Below are 20,717 nucleotides of genomic sequence, written 5' to 3' on the forward strand. Positions count from 1 at the left end.
ACCGAACGCTACGAGGTCGAGGACGCGAAGAGGACCATTATAGCCGGCATTAAACAAGGTTGCATTCCGGGGGTGTGTCACCCGGTAATTGCGGGTTATTCAATATGGAATGCGTGCGTGATTGTTGATGTGACGCCGGAGGAGCGGGGCGTTCTTCTGGGGCGGAAGAAGCGTGGTGACTCGTTCGTCCTGGTGTGGTTAAAGGCCGAGGCCATTTTGTACGCGTCTCGTGGTGTCGGCACGGGCGTTATCGCTGAGATGGGCGACCGCAGCCACAGGACGGTGCCCAACTGGCTCTCGGGGCGGGGTGGCGGGCCACCGGGCTGCACTCGGCGGTGGCCGGGCACGCCGGTAGCGAGAACGCCGCCAAGCTCACCCGCGCCCAGAAGGAGCAGCTCAAGGAGACCCTGAGCAGACCACCGGCCCAGAGCGGGGTCAGGGCGGAGTTCTGGGACGTGCCGGCCCTGCGCGACGTGGTGTGGGTCAGGCTCGGTGTGGAGTATGACTCGGACTCCTCCTACCAGTTGCTCCTGCATTTCCTCGGGATGAGCTTTAAGCTTCCCGACCCTTTTGACAAGCGTCGCGACGAGGCCGCCATCACCGCTCGGATGGGCCAGGTCCGCCAGGAGGTCGCCGACCTGCTGGTCCAGGGCTGGAAGGTGTACACCGTAGATGAGGTCCGCGTCGAGCACGAGGCCGAGATCCGCCGCATGTGGCTACCCAAGGGCCAGAGAACCAAGGTCTATGTCGACCGGGACCGTTCGGTCCGGTCCTTCTTCGGTGCACTGAGCCTGACCAGCAAGCAGGTGCGCATCTACCCCATCGAGGGCAATCAGAATGCCGAGCAGATCATCCCCAGCCCTGGCCCGCCCGGTGCGCAAGACGGACAACGACAAGATCGCTGTTGTTCTTGACAACGCGAGCTTCCACCACGCCAAGGCGGTCACTGGTCTGTATGAGCACGGCCAGGCCCTGGAGCGCATCAGGCCGATCTACCTATTTCCTTACGCTCCTGATCACAACCCGATCGAGCACGTCTGGAACACCGCTAAGGAGAACATCTCAAACATACAACGAGACACCCTCGAGGAAGCCTACTGCGCATTCACCATCTACATCACCAACCGCGCCTTCGACTACGACTTCGAGCACCTACTCATCACACCAACCCAAGGAAACCTCGACTAAAGACGGCCATAGAGAACTGGGCTGCAGCCACTCAACCGTGGTCGATGGCCGCCAAGTCCTAGAGGAGAAAATAATACCGATTTGTAAATTTCTAGCACCTGGGAGTGGGAGAATCGTCAAATGCCCAATCTTCACTTCCCGACCCACGATTCTGATCCACCCACCCAGAACCGCCCTCACCGGGAAACGAATCTGGAATCATTTCACTGGAGTACCGCCAATGAGTATCGACATCACTTGATCCGCCTACAGCCAGGCAGCAACCACCAACAGTTTGTCGCCAAGCGTACCAAGCCTGAGCGTCGCTTCTTACACCAAGATGAATTTCCCGTGGCTCGGAAAGATAGTCGAACCCAGCAATAGGAAGCACAACATTTTTGTCGCCCTGGTAGCGATGACCGTGATTGCGGTACAGTCCCATCTCGGCAAAATATACGCTCTCAAGTGTTTGTTTCGTTTCGTAGAACTCGCGACGATCGATCCATCTTCCATTGTCGTCTCGCCCCTGAGAGCCAGCGAGCTTTCGAAGGCGCCGCTCTCGTTTGCGATTCATCTGAGCGTGCGCCCTCACGACCTGGCGGTAACGACACATCACGTCACGTGCTTCGTGATAACTTTCAGCGTTCGCGACATCAATGAGCCACTGTCCGCAGAATGCGCGCACGTATCGTAGGCTACCATGAAATCCTATAATCATCGCCAATTTCGTCGATTTTTTGACTTGCTTGTTGTGAATTTGTAGAAGAACGAGTTTGGTCTCCGCGCTGGCGATAATTCCCAACATATATGCAAACGGAATCATCGTGATTGGCAAGTAGACTGAGAATGCGAAAGACCTCAATTGCTGCCCCCAATCATAGGTGTCATGTCTCTGGATTAGCCAATTACTCACCCATACAAATAAACTTATGCCGATGAATCCCAGCAGCCGGTTGAACAAGGCTACCGTCGAAGCCTGCGACGGATCCCTCTTGTTGAAGTTGACCCCAAATATTAGAATGACTACAAGCGTTTGCAATAGTAGCTCCAATACATATGGTAGCGACGTCAGGTTTACATAAGTGATTGCAAGCGCGGCTACGCCGAAAGTCTCTTTTGTGATGCTGAGCAACAGTTGCTTACCGTCATCGGCTTCAAGGGATTTAAAAATTAGAAGTGGAATGCCAGAAAATATTGCAAGGACCAATGTATCCTTAAGTAACATGAAGTCCCACAAACCGATCCAAGCAGCCTGGTAGGTTAAGGCGGCAATCGTCGCCCCATATACGAGGATGACTTGCAGAACTTTCGGGCGAAGGGTCTGCTTGACGACGTCGCCCCAAGAGCTCTTTAGTTGTCGTCGGTCTTTGCTCTTGACAATAGCGAAGACAATGAAAATAAGTAACAGTGTGAGTGATGCTGCTTCACGGCTCGTCAACAACATGCCAATGCCTTTGATAATACTATTAACGTCGCGATTTTCTCAAGAGATCATTGAGATTTTCTCATCGGGGTGGGGGTGCTCGTGTCCTGAGCGCTGGGACGGCGGGAAAGGGTGGATAGGATTAGGGTGGGGTCTGTCTGAGCGGGGTGCACGCGGAGCCGTGTGTTCGAGTTGTTTTCGACCAGGGAAACCTGCTCGCAAGGGAGGCTCTGCGCGGGTATTCTACCATGCCACTTTCGACGTCCCGGCTGCTACCGTACGTATCGTCGGCGGCTGACCGGCCGTCCACCGCCGCGCCCACGACATCCGCCCCCACCAGTGGGTCGCCACGATTCGGAGCCAGGCCATCCTGGTACTGCGGTGGCTCAAGGACGGCATCGACGTGCGCACCCTGGCCGGCGACTCCGGGGTCTCGCAGGCCACTGCCTGCCGCTACCTGCATGAGGCTCTGGAGGTCATCGCCCAACGATCCCCCGACATCACTGACGTCCTGGACAGGCTCACAAGGAACGGGTGAGCCGTTTGTGTGCGCTGGCGGCACTCTGGTGCGCAGCGACCGGGTCCCGGGTCGCGGCCCGCACCGAGTCCGGTAATCACCTGCGGTACTCGGGTAAGCGCAGGGCCTTCGGCGGCAACGTGCAGGTTTTGACCGACCACGCGGGATTCCCGGTGCGGACCGCGCCCGTGGAGCCGGGCTCGACCCATGACTGAATCGCATCGGGTTTGATGGAGGCAGTGAATGCGCGGAAGGATCACTGTCATGAGTGCACCGAGGAAGTACCTCGAGGAGTTGAGGGGCGGGCCACCCGCCTGGCTGTGGAGGCCCGTCGGGACCCGGAGAGGTCCGAGGGCGCGATCCGTAGGATCGCCGACGAGCTGGGCGTCTACCCCCGAGGCTCTGCGCACCTGGGTGAGGTAGGCCGAGATCGACGGCGGCATCCGGCCAGGAACCACCACTGACGAGGCGCAGCGGATCAGGGAGCTGGAGGCCGAGAATCGGGAGCTGCGCAGGGCGAACGCGATCCTGAAGAGCTCATCGGCTTGTCTATCGCGGCGGAGTGCGGGCGCCCATCTCGCTTGAGCGTGTTCAATGGTTTGTGTAGGCCGCTTCCGTTAGAAGGGCTGACACTGGTGACTGCTACCGATGACGACAGGGCTCGTGCTGGTGGGTGGGATGTGATTGACCAGGTGCGCCGGAGCGGAGCTCTGGATGGTTTGTTCGAGCAGACCTGGTGCCGGGCGGGTGACGATGACCGGGGCCGATGGTCTGCTTCCGGCCCTGCACCAAGGGAGGGCCTGGAGCGGGGCCTGGCCGCCTGGCTTGAGCGAGCACCTGGACTACGAGGGGGGGGCGAGCAAGCGGCCCGAGCGCGCGGCAGCGCCAGGAGGGGGCCACGCCCAAGATGGTGGACTCGCCAGGAGGGGTCCCTTTGAGACCCGTGGTGCCCCGGAGGCCGGGCCGGGACCTTCACCCCGCGCCCGGTAGCGCTATGGGACAGCGCCGCCCGGTTTGGGGTCGATGCGCGTGAACCACCAGACCTGATACGCTGGCAGAATTGAGACGTAAGGGGATATCCGGCTCTTCGTGTTTGAGGGTGTAGTAGGTAAAGGCCTATTGATGTGTTCGGGGGCGGGGGTGGGTGCGTCGTTGCGCTGGGTGGGGGTCGAGGTCCTCCGATGATGGGAGCTGCTACACACCCCGGCTGAGAGACCTCGACGTGCCTGAGACTACCTTCACCCGCCCTGATCTGACGACCTTTCTGGGCCTGGACGCCCTGGGGCTGACCGCGGTGGGCCAGTTTCTCACAGCGGAGCGGGCGGTTGTGGAGTGCCGCGTGCAGATCGGGTTTGAGGACCCCTTCTGCAAGGCGTGCGGGGCCCAGGGGCAGGCTCGTGGGACAGTGGCCCGGCGCCTGGCCCACGTGCCGGTGGGGTGGCGGCCCACACAGCTGCTGGTACGTGTGCGGCGCTTCGCCTGCACCCACTGCCGCCGGGTGTGGCGGCAGGACGCGACTCGGCTGGCCCGGCCCAGAGCCCGTCTGACCCACTGCGCGGTTCAGTGGGGGCTGCGGGCCCTTGCCCTGGAGTCCATGTCCGTCTCACGCGTCGCGCAGGCCCTGGGGATCTCCTGGCACGCCGCCAACAACGCGATCCTCATTCGGGCCGAGCAGGTCCTCACCGGCGACCCGGACCGCTTCGGCGGCGTGGAGGTGCTCGGCGTCGACGAGCACGCGTGGCGCCACACCAAGCGGGGCGACAAGGGCGACACGTACGTCACGGTGATCGTTGACCTGACCCCGGTACGCGACTCCACAGGGCCGGCCCGCCTGCTGGACGTGGTCCCGGGCCGGTCCAAGAAGGTCCTCAAGACTTGGCTCGCCCAGCGCGACCAGGACTGGCGCCAACGGGTTGAGGTGGTGGCCATGGATGGTTTCACCGGGTTCAAGAGCGCCGCCGGCGAGGAGTTCCCCAAGGCCCGGGCGGTCATGGGCCCCTACGCGCGTCGTGGCCCTGGCTGCCGGCAAGCTCGTCCAGTGCCGCCGCCGCACCCAACGAGCGATCACAGGGCGTCGGGGCCGGGCGGGGGACCTGCTCTACCGAGCCCGGCGCACCCTGCTGACAGGCGCCGACCTGCTCACCGACGCCCAGGCCAGCCGTCTCGAGGCTCTGTTCGCCGACGAGCGCCACGCTCCGGTCCAGGCCACCTGGGGCGTCTACCAGCGCCTCATTCAGGCCTACCGCACCGAGGGCCCGGGCCTGGGAAAGCACCTGATGCAACAGCTCATCGACTCCTTGAAGCAGGCCATCCCCGACGGGCCGGAGGAGACCCAGGCACTGGCTAAGACCCTGATCAGCCGCAGTCAGGACGTCCTGGCCTACTTCGACACCCCCGTACCTCTAACGGCCCCACCGAAGCCGCGGGCGGACGCCTCGAGCACCTACGCGGCATCGCCCTGGGACTCCGCAACCTCACCCACTACACCATCCGCAGCCTCATCCACGCCGGACGCCTCAAAGACCACCTGACAACAACTACCCAAGCGCACCGATAAGCCCCACCTACCACACCCCCAAACATGAAGAGCCGCCTTCATCCTCGATTCGCGTGACGCGCGGAGCGCGTCGTGGTCCGCTCGCACGAGGCGGATCCTGACGGTGACGGAACAGATCGTGACGGTAAGGCGTCCATCGGTCTGTGCCGAGACGAACCTTCGTGAGTTAAAGTGTTAGGCGTTCTCACGCTAGCGACTTGCTAGTTGGGCTGATCTTCGCATCGTCAGGAGTTCCCATGGTCCCCATCTACCCTACTGGCGGGCCCAGGCACGCTGCGCCATACCCTCCCCTTCCTCCGCGGCCACCCCTTCCTCCCCTTTCTCCGCCGCCACCTCGCAGGAGCCACGCTGGTGTTGTCGTGTCCATCCTCGTCACCGCTGCCGTCGCTCTTGCGGTCGGCACCGCCGGTGGCTACGCCGTGGGGAGCGGAAAGGCCGTCGCAGCCGCATCGGCGTCCGCTTCCGCCACGCGCAGCACCTTGTTCTCCTCCGCCGTCTCCTCGTGCGGCTCTCCCGCCGGTACTCAGCTCGGCGACGGCGGCCGTACCCTCATGCTCCATACGCGAGGCACGAAGCAGCGTTCGTCTGGCATGTCGGTTCAAGACCTGCGATGCATCCTCAAGAAGCTCGGCGCGTCCGACGCTGTCATATCCCGCATGAGCGCCACTCGAGCCATCGACGGCATGCAGGACGGGCGGTGGGGCGGCATCAGCGCCTCATGGACGTATCACCCCGACGACGGATTGAACATCACCCTGACCATGGACTGATCTGGTCGTGGACGGCTGGCGACAGACCTGGACGGAGGAATGAATGAGGAATGCGCGGGTGACCCTCCGCGACGGCCTCCCGCGCGTGGCGCGCCCCATAGGATGGGGGCGGCGTTGCAGATGACGCCAGGAGGAGGAACCATGAAGATCCTGCACTCGCAGTTCACCGCCAAGCCCGGTTTCGAGGGCGAGGTGGCGGGGATGATCTGCGATTTCGCCGACAAGGTCCGCGCCGAGCCGGGCAACCGCGTCTTCGACGTCTACCGGCACAACGACAACCCCGGGAAGTTCTTCGTCATGGAGGCCTACGTCGACGAGGACGCCTTCCAGACCCACCTGGGCATGCCCTACGGCGGGCCCTTCAACGCGCGTCTGGAGGAGCTCATCGAGGAGCCCCACTCGATCCTCACCTTCCTCGATCAGATCGCCTGACGGGAACGCCCGGCCGCGCTCCTCGCGGGCGCCCGGCCGAGGACGGGGGCGGGGCCCCGCGGATCATGCGAACATGTCGGCGGGTCCCGCCCCGGTTGCGTCATCGCCGCTCGATCAGTGGTTGGGCCCGCCCGCGCCCTCGTTGACGCGGTCGGTGAGGATGCGCCCGAAGGAGGAGGCGTCACGGGTGGAGATGTAGTTCGCGACGGCCTGGAAGAAGCCGTCCTGCATCGCCGGCGAGATCACCTCCCCGTAGGAGATCGAGTTGAGGATCTTCTGGCTGCGCAGATCGCTCGCCGCCTGCTGCTGATAGGCGGACAGGGAGGACACGTCGGCGTCGTTGCGCACCGGGACGCATCCCTTGACCTCGCAGACGGCGGTCTGGACGCCGGGGTCGAGGACGGAGCCGAGGAACGCGTCCGCGTCGCCGCGGCTGTCCGTGGAGGAGGAGACCACGAACGAATCGACGACCATGAGGAAGCTGCCCTCGGTTCCCGGGAAGACGGTGGAGGACACCGGCGAGGCTCCGGCGGTCGAGCCGCCGGTGGGGCTGCCGGTCGAGTCGCCGAGAGTGAGGGACTCCGACAGGGCGCTGTCGTTCATCTGGTAGAACCCGCACTCGCCCGCCGCCAGGCGACCGGAGGCCTCGTCCCACGTGCGGGTCGCGTCGCCCTGATCCGTGTGGTCCATGAGGCGCCCGAAGGTGTCGAGGGCGTTCCTCACCTCCTGCCCGTTCCAGTCGAAGCGGTCCGCCTGGATCCTCTCCCAGCCCTCCTGGCCGATGGTGGCCAGCAGGACCGACTCGAAGAGCCCGGCCGTGGTGATGGAGTCGGCCCCGCCGATGCACAGGGGTGTCGTCCCCTTCGCCTGCAGGGTGTCCAGGTCGGTCATGAACTGGTCGAGGGTGTAGCCCTCGCCCGGCTCGGCGATCCCCGCGCTCTGAAGAACGCTCCGGTTGAACATCAGGAGGTTCGCGCGGTGAGCGGACAGGGGGGCCGCGTACTGGGCCCCGTCGACCGAGACCGAGGACAGCACGTCCTCGGGGAGCTGCGCCTTGACGTCGTCGGAGAAGAGGGAGGAGACGTCGCCGACGGAGCCGGCGTTGCGCCACGCGGAGATGTTGCCGCCGACGAGGCTCTGCCAGACGTCGGGCGCGTCCCCGCGCGCGATGCGCGTGGCGAGGGTGACGTGGGCCTGGGAGCCTCCGCCGCCGGCCACCGCGATCTCGTCCACGGAGGCCTCGGGGTTCCGCGTCTTGTACTGGTCGACGAGGGCGTCGAAGGCGGATGACTCGGAGGCGGACGTCCACCAGGAGAGGACGTCGATGGATCCGCTCGCGGAGGGGGACGAGCCTCCCGAGCAGGCGGTGAGGGCGACGGCGGTCGTCGCAGCGGTGAGAAGGGCGACGAGGCGTTGTTTCAGAGTGGTCATCACGAGGCCTTCCTCTCTGATGAGGTGGTGGTGATTACTCGCGGGGCGGGCGTGCGCAGGTCGTAGATCGCGTAGAGCGTGACCATGGCGAAGCAGAACGCCGGCACGACGAACGAGGTGGCTGCGCTCGTCATGTCCATCACCCGTCCCTGGACCATCGGCATGATCGCTCCGCCGACGATCGCCATGACGAGGCCGGCGGCGCCGAACTTCGTCGCCTCGCCCAGGCCCGCCAGGGCCACGCCGTAGATCGTGGGGAACATGAGGGACAGGCACAGGGAGATGGCGATGACGGCGATCACCCCGGTGATATCCGGACGCAGTGCGGCGTAGAGGCACAGGGCGACTGCCACGGTGCCGAGGAGCGTCATGACCTTGGTCGCGCGGATGCGCGCGATGACGGCGGTCATGACGAAGCGGGCGATGAGGAAGACGACGAGGCTGATCTGCAGCATCTGCGAGCCCAGCTGGAGGGAGCCGTCGATCGCCTGCTGCGTGTACTGGATGATGTACGTCCAGCAGCACACCTGGGCGGCCACGTTGAAGAACTGGGCGAGGACGCCGTATCTGTACCTCGTGGAGCGCCACAGGACGATCGCCGGGTTGGCGGCCCTCGTCGCGGCCTCCTCGTCGGTCGACGACGAGGGCGGCGCCTTCTGGATGAAGATGATGACGAGGATGACGGCCAGTAGGATTCCGAGGCCGATGTAGGGGCCGGTGACGGCTCGCAGCTGCTCCGCGCGGATCTGACGCTCCATCTCTGCGCTGACGTCGGCGAGGTTCACCGGGGTGTCGAGCTTGGGGAGGATGAGGGTCGAGGCGATGAGGACGCCGATGTTGGTCCCCAGCGGGTTGAACGCCTGAGCGAGGTTGAGGCGTCGTGTCGCGGTCTCCTCCGGCCCCAGCGAGATGACGTAGGGGCTGGCGGACGTCTCCAGGAGGGAGCACCCTGCGGCGATGGCGAACAGGGCGGCGAGGAAGGCCCCGTAGGTCATCACCCGGGAGGCCGGCCAGAACCCGAAGGCGCCCAGTGCGGCCAGGGCGAGGCCGGAGACCATTCCCGCCTTGTAGCCCCACCGGGAGTTGATGAAGGCGGCGGGTATGGCCAGGAGGAAGTATGCGCCGTAGTACGCCATCTGGACCAGGGACGCCTGGAACGAGGACATGTCGAAGATGCGTTTGAAGCCCGAGACCATGGGGGTCGTCAGGTCGGCGGCGATGCCCCAGGCGGTGAAGCACCCGATGACCGCGATGAGGAGCATGGCGGTGCCCGGGAAGAGTATCTTGGGTTTGGATGCGGCGTGTGGATCGGCGGTTTCTTTGTCTGTGGCTGATGTCAGGGCCGTCATTGGGTCTCCGTGAATCTGCTCCGGCGGAGCGGATGCGGGGTCCGGGCCGGAGTGTGTGCAGCGCGTCACTGCGATGGTACCCGGACCGCGTCGCGCCGGTTGGTTTTCGCGGACAGGTCTTCAACGGTCTTCTGCGAGGACGTCCTGAGAGGCGGCGCATGGAGGGACAGCCCGCCCGTCCTGATCCGCGCGGGCTCGTTCCCGTCCTGCTCGTCCATCCGCGCGCCTGCGCGCGCTATCGATGGCGGTGTGGGCGGCGACGTCGAGGTGGGCGTCCATCCGCGCGCCTGCGCGCGCTATGCTCCGACCCCCGCTCCTTCGCGTCCGGTCGCCCTGCTCCGGCGGCGCGCCCGTGGGCGGCCGTGGCGACCAGGCGGACGGGGAGGTCCGGGTGATGCCCGCCCGCGCGCCTGTGCGCGGCCTCATTTTTCGCGCCGCGCTGCCCGTGGCCTAGGATGGCCCGGATTGACGCCATCCATCGGCGTCCGTGACGGGGCACGTCCGGCTCCGCACGCATTGTCAGCATCCCCCGCATCGGAGTAGAGCCCCGTGAAGAGCACTGTCGAGAACCTTGACCCCACGCGCATCAAGCTGACCGTGGAGGTCCCCTACGAGGAGCTCAAGCCCGGCCTCGACGCCGCCTACAAGGAGATCGGCTCTCAGATCCAGGTGCCCGGCTTCCGCCGCGGCCACGTTCCCGCCCAGGTCATCGATCAGCGCGTGGGCCGCGCCTCGGTCATCCAGGAGGCCGTCAACAACAGGCTGTCGGACTTCTACCGCGAGGCCATCACGGAGGCGGGCCGCGTGCCCATGGCCCAGCCCGGGGTCGAGGTCACCGAGCTGCCCAATGTCACCGGGCCCCAGGGCGGCCGGCTCGGCTTCACCGCCGAGGTCACCGTCCGCCCGGAGTTCGACCTGCCCGACCTGGGGACCGCCGAGGTCGTCGTCGATGCCGTCGAGGTCGGCGATGAGGACGTCGACGGCGAGCTGGAGAGCCTCCGCGCCCGCTTCGGCTCCCTGAAGTCCGTGGAGCGCGAGGTCGAGACCGGGGACTTCGTCACCATCGACCTCAAGGCCGTCATCGACGGCGAGGAGGTCGACTCGGTGTCCGGCGTCTCCTATGAGATCGGCAAGGGCAACATGCTCGAGGGCCTGGACGACGCCCTGCGCGGTCTGAGGGCCGAGGAGTCCACCACCTTCACCACCAACCTCGCCGGTGGCGAGCACGCGGGAGAGGAGGCCGAGGTCACGGTGACCGCCACGGCCGTCAAGGAGCGCGAGCTCCCGGAGGCCGATGACGAGTTCGCCGAGGTGGCCTCGGAGTTCGACACCATCGACGAGCTGCGCGAGGACCTGAGGAGGCAGGTCGCCCAGCGCAAGGCCGGCGACCAGGCCATCGCCGCCCGCGACGCCCTTCTGGACTACCTGCGCGGACAGGTCTCCTTCGACGTCCCCGCCGAGGTCGTCGAGGCTGAGATCAAGCAGCATCTGACTGCCGAGGGCAAGGAGGGCGACGACGATCACGCCGAGAAGATCCGCGAGGACGTCACCGCCGGCGTGCGCGACCAGGTCATCCTCGACACCCTGGCCGAGAGTCTCGAGGTCGGCGTGAATCAGGAGGAGCTCATCGACTACCTCGTCCAGACCGCGCAGCAGTACGGCATGGAGCCCGCCCAGTTCATGCAGGGCGCCCAGAAGGCCGGCCAGATTCCGGCCTTCGTCGCCGAGATCGCCCGCAACAAGTCCCTGGCCATGGCCCTGCGCCAGGTAACCGTCAAGGACTCCGAGGGCCGGACCATCGACCTGACCGAGTTCATCGGCTCCGACGAGCTCGACGCGGCCTCCGTGGTCTCCGAGACCGAGGACGCCTCCTCCCCGGACGACGTCGAGGCTGATGACGTTGAGCCCGCGGATGGCGCCGACGAGGCCCCCGTGGCCGCCGCCGGCTCCGCCGCCTCGGCGGCTTCCGCCGACTGAGTCGCCGCCATCGCGGATCCGGGCCGCCACCTCCTCAGGGGTGGCGGCCCGTTCGCGCGCGTGAGGCCGTTGACGGCGTCGCTGAGTGCGCCTACCATATGACTCATCAGTCATATGACTCACGAGTCATAAGTCATAGGAGGTCGTCGTGCCCCACGCCACCTTTTTCAGTCTCCCCGAGGACAAACGCGCCCGCGTCGTGGACGCTCTCAAGGCCGAGTTCGCCGCCCGTCCCTACTCCCGGGCCTCGGTCGATCGCGTCACCGCCTCCGCCGGTGTGTCCAAGGGCAGCTTCTACCAGTACTTCGAGGACAAGCTCGACGCCTACACCCACCTGGTGCGCGGGCTCATGAGTGAACGCGTCGGCCTGGCGGGAGCGCCTGCTCCCGAGGCCCCCCTCGAGGAGGTGCTCACCGCCGTCGTGAGGGGGAGCCACGACTTCCACCGGCGCGACCCGCTGGGCTGGGCCGTGCTCGCGCGCGCCCTGGCCGACGACGCCCCGCGGCTTCTCGACTCCGACGAGTCGATCTCCGGCGGTGTCCACCGGTGGGCGGTCGCCGCCATCGCCGCCGGACAGGCGAGCGGCGAGCTGCGCGACGACGTCGACGCCGATACCGCCGCCTGGATGATCGAACGCGTGCTGCTGGGAACGCCCCACTACGTCATGACCCGCTTCGGCGTCGACCCCGAGAGCGCCGCCGCCGACGGCAGTGCCTTCGACCGGCCCGAGATCGCCCGGGTGGCCGACGACGTCGTCGCCCTGCTGGCGGCCGCCCTGACGGTGCCGGGCCGGGACGGCGGCCGCGACTGCGGGGGCGAGGGCGGTGAGTGAGGCGATCGCGGTCCACGACCTTTCCTTCACCTATCGGGGCTCGACCCGCCCGGCCCTGGACGACGTCGGCCTGAGCGTCGCCGCCGGCGAGATCATCGGCCTGCTGGGGCCCAGCGGCGCGGGCAAGTCCACCCTCCAGCGGGTCCTGACCGGCCTGATCACCGGGTACCGGGGCTCGGCGTGCGTGCTCGGCCGCGAGATCGCCGACTGGGGGCGCGGGGTCTACGAGCGCATCGGGGTCGCCTTCGAGACGCCCGTCTCCTTCGGGCGCCTCACCCTGCGCGAGAACCTCGCCTACACCGCCCGCCTGTACCGCGGCCCCGTCCGGGACCCGGAGGGGCTGCTGGCCGCCGTCGACCTCGCCGACGACGCGGAGCTGCGCGCCGCGCACATGAGCAAGGGCATGGGGGTGCGCTTCAATGTGGCGCGCGCTCTCCTGCACGGACCCGAGCTGGTCTTCCTCGACGAGCCCACCTCCGGTCTCGACCCGGTGGGGGCGCGGAGGATGGAGGACCTCATCGCCGCCGAGCGCGCCCGGGGGTGCACCGTCGTCGTCACCACCCACGACATGACCCTCGCCCATCGCGCCTGCGACCGGGTCGGCTTCATCGTCGACGGGCGGCTCGTCGAGGCGGGCGCGCCGGGCGAGCTGTGCCGGCGGCACGGCAGGCGGGAGGTCCGCGTCGCCTGGGACGGGGGCGGCGGCGTCTACCCGCTGGACGGTCTCGCCGACGACGCCTCCTTCCACGAGGCGCTTCGCACCCGGCGCGTGCGCGCGCTCCACTCGCGCGAGGCCGACCTGGCCGAGGTCTTCGCCTCCGTCACCGGCCGGGAGCTGTCATGACCGGGGCCGGGGCGGGGCGCGCCGCCGCCTGCGGTCGCGCCGCCGTGAGGCGCACCGCCGCCACCCTCGTGCTCGACCTGCGGCGCCAGGCAACGGAGGGGTACTGGTTCGTGGCCCTGCTCGCGGGCCTGATGGTCGGCGCCGTCCTCCTCGCGATCGCCGGGGATCCGCGCCGCTGGTGGCCGGTCGTCGTCCTGGCCGAGCTGTCCATCACCTCCTTCTACTTCGCCGCCGTGCAGGTCCTGCGCGAGCGGGGCGAGGGCACCCTCGCCGCCCGGGCCCTCACCCCGCTGGGGCCGGGGGAGTACCTGGCCGCGCTCGCCGCATCCCTGTGCCCGCTCGCCCTCGCCGAGGTCGGCGCGCTGGTCCTCGCGGCCCACGGCGCGGCGGTGCTCTGGCCGGTCCTGGCCCTCGGCGCGGCCCTCGTCTCCTGCCTCTACGTCCTCTACGGCGTCATCGCCGTCGCCGGCTACGAGACCATCGGGGCCTTCCTGCTGCCCTCGGGGCTGTGGACGCTCGTCCTGGGCCTTCCCGTCCTGCCCCTCCTCGGGGTCCCGGGCGGGTGGTGGCTGTGGTGCCACCCGCTCCAGCCCGCCGTTGTCCTCATCGAGGCCGCGTTCGGGGCCCGGCCGGTCGGGGCCGTCGCGCCCTGCGCGCTGCTCGGGGCCGCCTGGTGCGCGCTCCTGGCCCTCGTCGCCCGGGCGAGGCTGGTGCGCGCTGTCACTGCGAAGGGGGCGGTCTCATGAGACCCCGCGCAATGCTGGGACTGCTGCCCGCCGACCTGCGCCGCCTGGCCCGCGACGAGCTGCTGGTGTGGATGCCGGCCGTGCCCCTGGCCATGGCCCTGGCCGCGCGGCTCGGCGTGCCGGCGCTCCTGCGGGCCGTCGGCCCGGGCGGGGCGGGGGCCCGGGAGTGGGCCGCCCGCATCGACGTGGCCGCCTTCGCCATTGTCGTGCCGGTGCTGGTCGGCACGGTCGTGGGCTTCATGCTGCTGGGGGAGAAGGAGGACGGGGTCTGGTCGGTCCTCGCCGTCACGCCGACGTCCCTGCGCGGCTACCTGATCTGGAGGGCCGCCGGCGCGGTGATCGTCGCGGCCGCCGCCGGCGGGGTGTGCACGCGGCTCGCCGGCCTGGACGACCTGGGGGCGGCGCGCACCGCCGTCCTCGCCGCGGCCGGCGCGCCCCTGGCAGGCGCCGCCGCCCTGAGCTTGGCGGCCTGGGCGGCGAACACGGTCCAGGGATTCGCCGCCGTCAAGCTGTCCCTGATCGTCCTCGTCCTGCCCGCCGTCGTGCCCCGCGACGCCGGGGCGTGGCACTGGCCGCTCGCCGCGATCCCGAGCTGGTGGCCGGTGCGCGCCTACTGGGACCTGACCGGCCCGGGATCCTGGTGGCCCGCCTGGCTGCTGGGGTCCGTGGCGGTCGGTCTGGCGATCATGGCGGCCGGGCTGCGCCGGGCCGCGCCCTGAGCGGCGGCGGCATGACGAGGCGGGCGGGACTGTCTCAGTCCCTCGCGCCGACCTCCACCATGACGAGCTGCATGCGGCAGGCGGTCACCGCGGTCAGGGCGTGACGGTCGTTCGGGGCCAGGTAGACGACATCGCCGGCCTTCAGACGCTCGCTGCGGTTGCCGATGGAGAAGTCCATCTCGCCCTCCAGCAGGGTGACCACGACGGCCTTGGTCGAGGCGTGCTCGGTGAGCATCTGCCCGGCGTCGAAGGTGAAGATGACGGTGCGCAGCACGTCGTTGTTGACGACCACGCGGGATGTGGTGGCCTCCTCGCTGATGGGCAGGACCTCGTTCAGACCGAGGCGGAAGAGGGACTCCGAGACGGCGGTGGCGGGCATGACGAGTTCCTTTCTCATGGTTCTCATGGTTCGGTGATTGCTCTCATGGTGCGGTGACTGCTGACGACGCGAGTCCGGGCGATCCTGGGGGCGCGGCGCGCCTCGGGCCGGTGCGGGCTCCGTGCCCGTCGGATCGCTCGCGCGGCGCCGGGCCCGGAGCCCGAGTCGGGGACGAGGCCGGTGTCCGGGGTCGGGGCGGACGGGGCGAACGACGACTCGTGTCCTCCCGACTCCTCCCGATCCCTCTCATTCGCCCTCCCGGCGCCGTTTCAAATGGGTCGGAAACACACTAGCGCACCCGCTTTCGTCCCGATGGGTGCCCTCCCTCACGGCTCCCGCAGTGCGCAATGGGGCCGATCCCGGGAGAGGGCCGGGCGACGCCCTCTCTCACGGCTCTCACGGTGCCGCCCGGGACGCCGACCTGCGGGCGGGGAGCCTGTGCCGTGAGCGAAAGCGCTCGATCGCGGGCATGAGGCTCGCCCCGACGGCGTTAGCGTTGACGGTACCGAACACGAGAGGACTGACGTGAGCGAGCTTACTTCGCCCGTGACGCCCGCGGCGGCCGAGGGGCCCGGCGCGGGACTGGGCCTGACCGACTCCATCTACAACCGCCTCCTGAAGGAGCGGATCATCTGGCTCGGATCCGAGGTGCGCGATGACAACGCCAACGCCATCTGCGCGCAGATGCTTCTGCTCGCCGCGGAGGATCCGGAGCGGGACATCTACCTCTACATCAACAGCCCCGGCGGCTCGGTGACCGCCGGGATGGCCATCTACGACACCATGCAGTACGTCCGGCCGGACGTCGTCACGGTGGCCACCGGCCTGGCCGCCTCCATGGGGCAGTTCCTGCTGACCGCCGGGGCGAAGGGCAAGCGCTACATCACCCCGCACGCGCGCGTGCTCATGCACCAGCCCTCCGGCGGCGCGGGCGGGTCCGCCACGGACATACGCATCAACGCCGACCTCATCATCGCGATGAAGCACGAGCTCGCCGAGATCACCGCCTCCAACACCGGGCACACGGTGGAGGAGATCATCGCCGACTCGGACCGCGACCACTGGTTCAGCGCGACCGAGGCCCTGGACTACGGCTTCATCGACCACATCGTGACCTCGAGCCGTGAGATCGGCGCTCAGAACGGAGAGAACTGACATGACGAGCTCTCGTCCCTACTTCGAGGCCGTCGCGCGCCAGACCGGTGTCGCGGCCCAGGCGGGATCCCTCCCGCAGTCCCGCTACGTGCTGCCCCAGTTCGAGGAGCGCACCGCCTACGGCTTCAAGCGGCAGGACCCCTACGCCAAGCTCTTCGAGGACCGCATCGTCTTCATGGGCGTCCAGGTCGACGACGCCAGCGCCGATGACATCATGGCCCAGCTGCTCGTCCTGGAGTCCCAGGACCCAGACGGGCTGATCACCATGTACATCAACAGCCCCGGCGGCTCGTTCACCGCCCTGACGGCCATCTACGACACCATGCAGTACATCAAGCCGCAGGTGCAGACGGTGTGCCTGGGCCAGGCCGCCTCCGCCGCCGCGGTGCTGCTGGCCGCGGGATCGCCGGGCAAGCGCCTGGCCCTGCCCAATGTGCGGGTCCTCATCCACCAGCCCGCGATGGAGGGCGTTCAGGGGCAGGCCAGCGACATCGAGATCGTGGCCGACGAGATCGACCGCATGCGCGCCTGGCTGGAGGACACCCTGGCGGCCCACACCGGCAGGGACCGCGACCTCATCCACGCCGATCTGGAGCGGGACAAGATCCTGACCGCCAAGCAGGCCCTGGAGTACGGCATCGTCGACCAGGTCCTGTCGTCCCGCAAGGCACTCCCCTCACCCCACTCAGCCTGAGAATGCCCTGAGTTCACCCTGAGATCGATCAAATCAGCGGACGGGCGCGGGGTTGGCGCGTTACCCTACGAAAAACAATCCCACCCCACGCCCATCCCGCTGCTGTGCGGACACGCCGACCGGTCCGGCCGCGCCGAGACGCCTTGAACATAGGCTGGCGCACGAGTCGGGCCCTGTGCCCGCAGCGGCTCGACAAGACGGAGGATCCCCACGTGGCACGCAGCGCCGAGAGTGTTGACCTTCTCAAGTGCTCTTTCTGCGGCAAGAGTCAAAAGCAGGTCAAGAAACTAATCGCCGGTCCGGGCGTCTACATCTGCGATGAGTGCATTGAGCTGTGCAACGAGATCGTCGACGAGGAGCTCGGCGACTCCAGCGCGGGTGTTCCCCTGGAGCTGCCCAAGCCGCAGGAGATCTTCGACTTCCTCAACCAGTACGTCATCGGCCAGGAGGGCGCCAAGCGCGCCATGAGCGTGGCCGTCTACAACCATTACAAGCGCGTTCAGGTGCGCGAGCGCGCGGTCGCCGAGGGCGACGGCCTGGAGCTCGGCAAGTCGAACATCCTCCTGCTCGGCCCCACCGGTACGGGTAAGACCCATCTGGCCCGCACTCTGGCCCGTCTCCTCGACGTCCCCTTCGCCATCGTCGATGCGACCGCCCTGACCGAGGCCGGGTACGTGGGCGAGGACGTGGAGAACATTCTGCTCAAGCTCATCCAGGCCGCCGACGGAGATGTCAAGCGCGCCGAGAAGGGCATTATCTATATCGATGAGATCGACAAGATCGGGCGCAAGGCCGAGAATCCGTCGATCACGCGCGACGTGTCCGGCGAGGGCGTTCAGCAGGCTCTCCTGAAGATCATCGAGGGCACCACCGCCTCGGTTCCGCCGGGCGGCGGGCGCAAGCACCCCCACCAGGAGTTCCTGGAGATCGACACCACCAACATCCTGTTCATCGCGGCCGGGGCCTTCGCGGGCATCGAGGACATCGTCCGGCAGCGCCAGCGCAAAGAGGTCGGCGCACAGCTGGTGGGGTTCGGCGCGACCCTGACCAGGGACTCCGCCAGGGACGTGTTCGCCTCGCCGGTGCGCCCGGAGGACCTTCACAAGTTCGGTCTCATCCCCGAGTTCATCGGGCGCCTTCCCGTGATCGCCACCGTTCAGGATCTGGGCGTGCCCGAGCTGGTGCGCGTGATGACCGAGCCCAAGAACGCGCTCGTGTCCCAGTACGAGTACCTCTTCAGCCTCGACGGCGTCGAGCTCGTCTTCACCGATGAGGCCATCGAGGCCATCGCCTCCCTGGCCCTGGAGCGCAAGACCGGTGCCCGGGGACTGACCAGCATCGCCGAGGAGGTCCTGGGCAACGCCATGTTCGAGGTGCCCTCCATGCCGGAGGTCGGGCGGGTCGTCGTCGATGCCGACGCCGTGCGCGGGACGGGGCGCCCGTGCTACGAGGTGGGCTCCGGAACCCTCGCGGCCGCCTACAAGGGGGAGCGGAGCCGCACCGCATGAGCGCCGTTCCGGCCCCCACCCCCGGTGGCGCCGGTGCCGCCGAAGCGGTGCCCGCGACGGGGCCGGAGGCCGTCGAGCGGAACCAGCCGGGCGTCCCGACCCGGTTGGCGGTCTACCGCGCGACCATCGACAACCTGGATGCCGCCCTCGTTCACCTGCTGGCCGAGCGCTTCCGCTGCACGCAGCAGGTGGGTCTGCTCAAGGCCGAGCTCGACCTGCCTCCGTCGGATCCGGGCAGGGAGGAGCGCCAGGTGGTGCGCCTGCGGGCCCTCGCCCAGGACTCCGGGCTCGACCCGGTTTTCGCGGAGAAGTTCTTCACCTTCATCGTCGCCGAGGTGATCCGCCACCACGAGGCGATTCGCGACGAGTTGGCCGAGTGAGTCGCGAGCGGGGCGGGCGGCGGGACCGGCCCGCTCACCTCAGGGCGCGCGTGTAGAGCGCGTCGATCTCCTCGGCGAAGCGCTCTCGGGCCTGCGCCCGGCGGACCTTCAATGAGGGCGTGAGCAGCCCGTTGGCGACAGTGAAGTCCCCGGGAAGCACCGTGAAGGTTCGAATGGACTCGGCCCGGGACACCGCCTCGTTCGCCCTGGCCACGGCCCGCTCGAGGGCCGCCCGTATCCGCGGGTCCTGCGCGGCCTCGACCGGATCCATGTCCTCCAGGCCGTGGCTCGCGAGCCACAGCGGCAGCATCTCCGCGTCGAGGGTGACCAGGGCGCCGATGCAGGGCCGCCCGTCGCCCACGACGAGGACCTGGCTGACCAGCGGGTGCCCGCGCAGCCGGTCCTCCAGGATGGCCGGGGCGACGTTCTTGCCGCCGGCGGTCACGATGAGCTCCTTCTTGCGACCCGTGATCCACAGGAAGCCCTCCGAGTCGAGGGAGCCGAGGTCGCCGCTGCGCAGCCATCCGTCGTCGAGCGCCTCCGCGGTGGCGGCGGGGTTGTTGTGGTACCCCCGGAAGAGACCGATGCCCTTGATGAGGATCTCGCCGTCGTCGTCCAGCCTCACCGAGGTGCCCGGCAGCGGCGGTCCGACCGAGCCGATGCGCGTGGCGTCCGGCAGGTTGACCGTGCACGGGGCGGCCGTCTCGGTCAGGCCGTAGCCCTCCAGGACCGTGATCCCGGCACCGCGGTAGAAGTGGCCCAGCCGCTCGCCCAGGGGCCCGCCGCCGGAGATGACGTGGCAGACCCGGCCCCCCAGCAGGTCCCGCAGTCTGGAGAAGACCATTCGGTCGAAGACGGCCCGCTGCGCCCGCAGGCCGCGGCTCGGCCCCTCCGGGGCGTCCAGGGCCCGCGAGTAGGCGATCGCGGTCTTGGCCGCCAGGCGGAAGACCTTCTGCTTGGCGCCGGTCGAACGGGCATCGGCGGCGTTGTAGATCTTCTCGAACACCCGCGGAACGGCGATGACGAAGGTCGGACGGAAGGATGCCAGGTCGGTCACCAGGTTCTTCACGTCCGGGCTGTGCCCGAGGACGCCGGCCGGTGAGCAGACGATCGCGATCTCGACGAAGCGCCCCAGCACGTGCGCCAGGGGCAGGAACAGCAGCGCCCGGACCTCGGGCGCCCCCAGCACCTCGGGGACGTGGGCGACCGTGTTGACGCTCAGGTGGATGAGGTTGCCGTGAGTGAGCTCGACGCCCTTGGGCCGACCCGTCGTGCCCGAGGTGTAGACGATGGTGGCCGGGTCCGCGCTCCCCAGTCGCGCGGTGCGGGCGTCGAGGTCCGCGTAGGCGCTGCCGCCGATGTCCCGCCCGGCCGCCATGAGCTCGGTGATCGCCCCCCTGGCGATGGACAGCACCTGGAGGTCGCCCAGCTCGGGCGCGGTGGCCGTGAGCGAGGTCAGCATCGTCCCCATGGCCACGTCCTCGACGACGACCAGGCGCACATCGGCATCGGTGAGGATCCATCGCGCCTGCTCGGCCGACGAGGTCTCGTAGATGGGCACGACGACGAGGCCCGCCTCCCAGGCCGCGAAATCGAGCAGCGTCCACTCGTAGCTCGTGTGCGACATGATGCCGATTGCGCTTCCGGGCTCCAGGCCGCGCGCCACGAGCCCGGCCGCCACCTGGCGGACCTGGTCGCGGAAGGCGCGGGCGGGCATGCTCCGCCAGCGTCCTCCCACCGAGGACTTGCGCGCGATCAGCGGGCCGTCGGGATTGGTGCGCACGCGCTCGGCCAGTGCCCACGGGCCCGTCATGCCGTCATGCACGGGCACGAGCAG

Annotated in this window: 18 protein-coding genes and 1 pseudogene; 14 read left to right on the forward strand and 5 right to left on the reverse strand. The window is 68.0% G+C overall.

The window, feature by feature from the left end; translation table 11 throughout:
• The first annotated feature begins 335 nt into the window (after positions 1-335).
• The gene (locus tag G448_RS17220; RefSeq protein ID WP_169720812.1) at positions 336-914 is read left to right on the forward strand and encodes a winged helix-turn-helix domain-containing protein; all 579 of its coding nucleotides are present in this window, start codon (positions 336-338) and stop codon (positions 912-914) included.
• Positions 874-1,188 carry a transposase gene (locus G448_RS17225; protein ID WP_034493915.1) on the forward strand — a complete coding sequence of 105 codons (315 nt, stop codon included), beginning with the start codon at positions 874-876 and terminating at the stop codon, positions 1,186-1,188. Before G448_RS17220 ends, G448_RS17225 begins: the two co-directional genes overlap by 41 nt.
• A gap of 91 nt (positions 1,189-1,279) precedes the next feature.
• Here G448_RS17225 and G448_RS17915 read toward each other — a convergent pair whose 3' ends face one another.
• Positions 1,280-2,611 (reverse strand): hypothetical protein, encoded by a 1,332-nt coding sequence (locus tag G448_RS17915; RefSeq protein WP_156910876.1) that lies wholly within the window; start codon positions 2,609-2,611, stop codon positions 1,280-1,282.
• 382 nt (positions 2,612-2,993) lie between these two features.
• Here G448_RS17915 and G448_RS18610 point away from each other — a divergent pair, with 382 nt between their 5' ends.
• From G448_RS18610 to G448_RS0100505, 3 genes and pseudogenes are all read left to right on the forward strand, one after another.
• The gene (locus G448_RS18610) at positions 2,994-3,128 is read left to right on the forward strand and encodes a transposase family protein (protein ID WP_245572117.1); all 135 of its coding nucleotides are present in this window, start codon (positions 2,994-2,996) and stop codon (positions 3,126-3,128) included.
• 1,201 nt (positions 3,129-4,329) lie between these two features.
• Positions 4,330-5,664: pseudogene (locus G448_RS14540) on the forward strand (ISL3 family transposase).
• Between the two features lie 911 nt (positions 5,665-6,575).
• Positions 6,576-6,866: a putative quinol monooxygenase gene (locus tag G448_RS0100505; RefSeq protein ID WP_026406365.1), complete on the forward strand. Its 291-nt coding sequence runs from the start codon at positions 6,576-6,578 to the stop codon at positions 6,864-6,866.
• 114 nt (positions 6,867-6,980) lie between these two features.
• On the opposite strand, the gene G448_RS0100510 is transcribed toward G448_RS0100505, so the two are convergent.
• Both G448_RS0100510 and fucP read right to left on the reverse strand, forming a co-directional pair.
• A complete protein-coding gene (locus G448_RS0100510) occupies positions 6,981-8,297 on the reverse strand; it encodes an ABC transporter substrate-binding protein (protein WP_084436214.1) in 1,317 nt (438 codons plus the stop codon).
• Positions 8,297-9,559, reverse strand: a complete 1,263-nt coding sequence (gene fucP / locus G448_RS0100515) for an L-fucose:H+ symporter permease (RefSeq protein WP_245572118.1) — start codon at positions 9,557-9,559, stop codon at positions 8,297-8,299. Before fucP ends, G448_RS0100510 begins: the two co-directional genes overlap by 1 nt.
• Positions 9,560-10,195: 636 nt before the next feature.
• On the opposite strand from fucP, the gene tig reads away from it, so the two are divergent.
• The 5 genes from tig to G448_RS0100545 all read left to right on the forward strand — a co-directional run bounded on the left by tig (position 10,196) and on the right by G448_RS0100545 (position 14,764).
• On the forward strand, positions 10,196-11,623 hold the full coding sequence (gene tig / locus G448_RS0100525; RefSeq protein WP_026406368.1) for a trigger factor: 1,428 nt from the start codon (positions 10,196-10,198) through the stop codon (positions 11,621-11,623).
• A gap of 148 nt (positions 11,624-11,771) precedes the next feature.
• Positions 11,772-12,455, forward strand: a complete 684-nt coding sequence (locus tag G448_RS14545; RefSeq protein ID WP_034493917.1) for a TetR/AcrR family transcriptional regulator — start codon at positions 11,772-11,774, stop codon at positions 12,453-12,455.
• The gene (locus G448_RS0100535) at positions 12,448-13,299 is read left to right on the forward strand and encodes an ABC transporter ATP-binding protein (RefSeq protein WP_026406369.1); all 852 of its coding nucleotides are present in this window, start codon (positions 12,448-12,450) and stop codon (positions 13,297-13,299) included. Before G448_RS14545 ends, G448_RS0100535 begins: the two co-directional genes overlap by 8 nt.
• Positions 13,296-14,045, forward strand: a complete 750-nt coding sequence (locus G448_RS0100540; RefSeq protein ID WP_026406370.1) for a fluoroquinolone export ABC transporter permease subunit — start codon at positions 13,296-13,298, stop codon at positions 14,043-14,045. The genes G448_RS0100535 and G448_RS0100540 overlap by 4 nt, the downstream gene beginning before the upstream one ends.
• Positions 14,042-14,764 (forward strand): hypothetical protein, encoded by a 723-nt coding sequence (locus tag G448_RS0100545; RefSeq protein WP_026406371.1) that lies wholly within the window; start codon positions 14,042-14,044, stop codon positions 14,762-14,764. Before G448_RS0100540 ends, G448_RS0100545 begins: the two co-directional genes overlap by 4 nt.
• 34 nt (positions 14,765-14,798) lie before the next feature.
• Here the strand turns inward: G448_RS0100545 and G448_RS0100550 are convergent, their stop codons facing one another.
• A complete protein-coding gene (locus tag G448_RS0100550) occupies positions 14,799-15,143 on the reverse strand; it encodes a cupin domain-containing protein (protein WP_026406372.1) in 345 nt (114 codons plus the stop codon).
• A 525-nt stretch (positions 15,144-15,668) separates the two neighbouring features.
• Here G448_RS0100550 and G448_RS0100555 point away from each other — a divergent pair.
• From G448_RS0100555 to G448_RS0100570, 4 genes are all read left to right on the forward strand, one after another.
• Complete coding sequence (locus tag G448_RS0100555; RefSeq protein WP_026406373.1) at positions 15,669-16,298, forward strand: ATP-dependent Clp protease proteolytic subunit; 630 nt, start codon at positions 15,669-15,671, stop codon at positions 16,296-16,298.
• A gap of 1 nt (position 16,299) precedes the next feature.
• Positions 16,300-16,992: an ATP-dependent Clp protease proteolytic subunit gene (locus G448_RS0100560; protein WP_026406374.1), complete on the forward strand. Its 693-nt coding sequence runs from the start codon at positions 16,300-16,302 to the stop codon at positions 16,990-16,992.
• A gap of 212 nt (positions 16,993-17,204) precedes the next feature.
• Positions 17,205-18,500, forward strand: a complete 1,296-nt coding sequence (gene clpX / locus G448_RS0100565) for an ATP-dependent Clp protease ATP-binding subunit ClpX (RefSeq protein WP_026406375.1) — start codon at positions 17,205-17,207, stop codon at positions 18,498-18,500.
• Positions 18,497-18,880, forward strand: coding sequence for a chorismate mutase (locus G448_RS0100570; protein WP_051268468.1), 384 nt, complete (start codon positions 18,497-18,499; stop codon positions 18,878-18,880). Before clpX ends, G448_RS0100570 begins: the two co-directional genes overlap by 4 nt.
• A 34-nt stretch (positions 18,881-18,914) precedes the next feature.
• Here G448_RS0100570 and G448_RS0100575 read toward each other — a convergent pair whose 3' ends face one another.
• Complete coding sequence (locus G448_RS0100575) at positions 18,915-20,693, reverse strand: AMP-dependent synthetase/ligase (RefSeq protein WP_084436216.1); 1,779 nt, start codon at positions 20,691-20,693, stop codon at positions 18,915-18,917.
• Positions 20,694-20,717 lie beyond the last annotated feature (24 nt).

This window comes from Actinomyces gerencseriae DSM 6844 (assembly GCF_000429265.1).
Lineage (GTDB): Bacteria > Actinomycetota > Actinomycetes > Actinomycetales > Actinomycetaceae > Actinomyces > Actinomyces gerencseriae.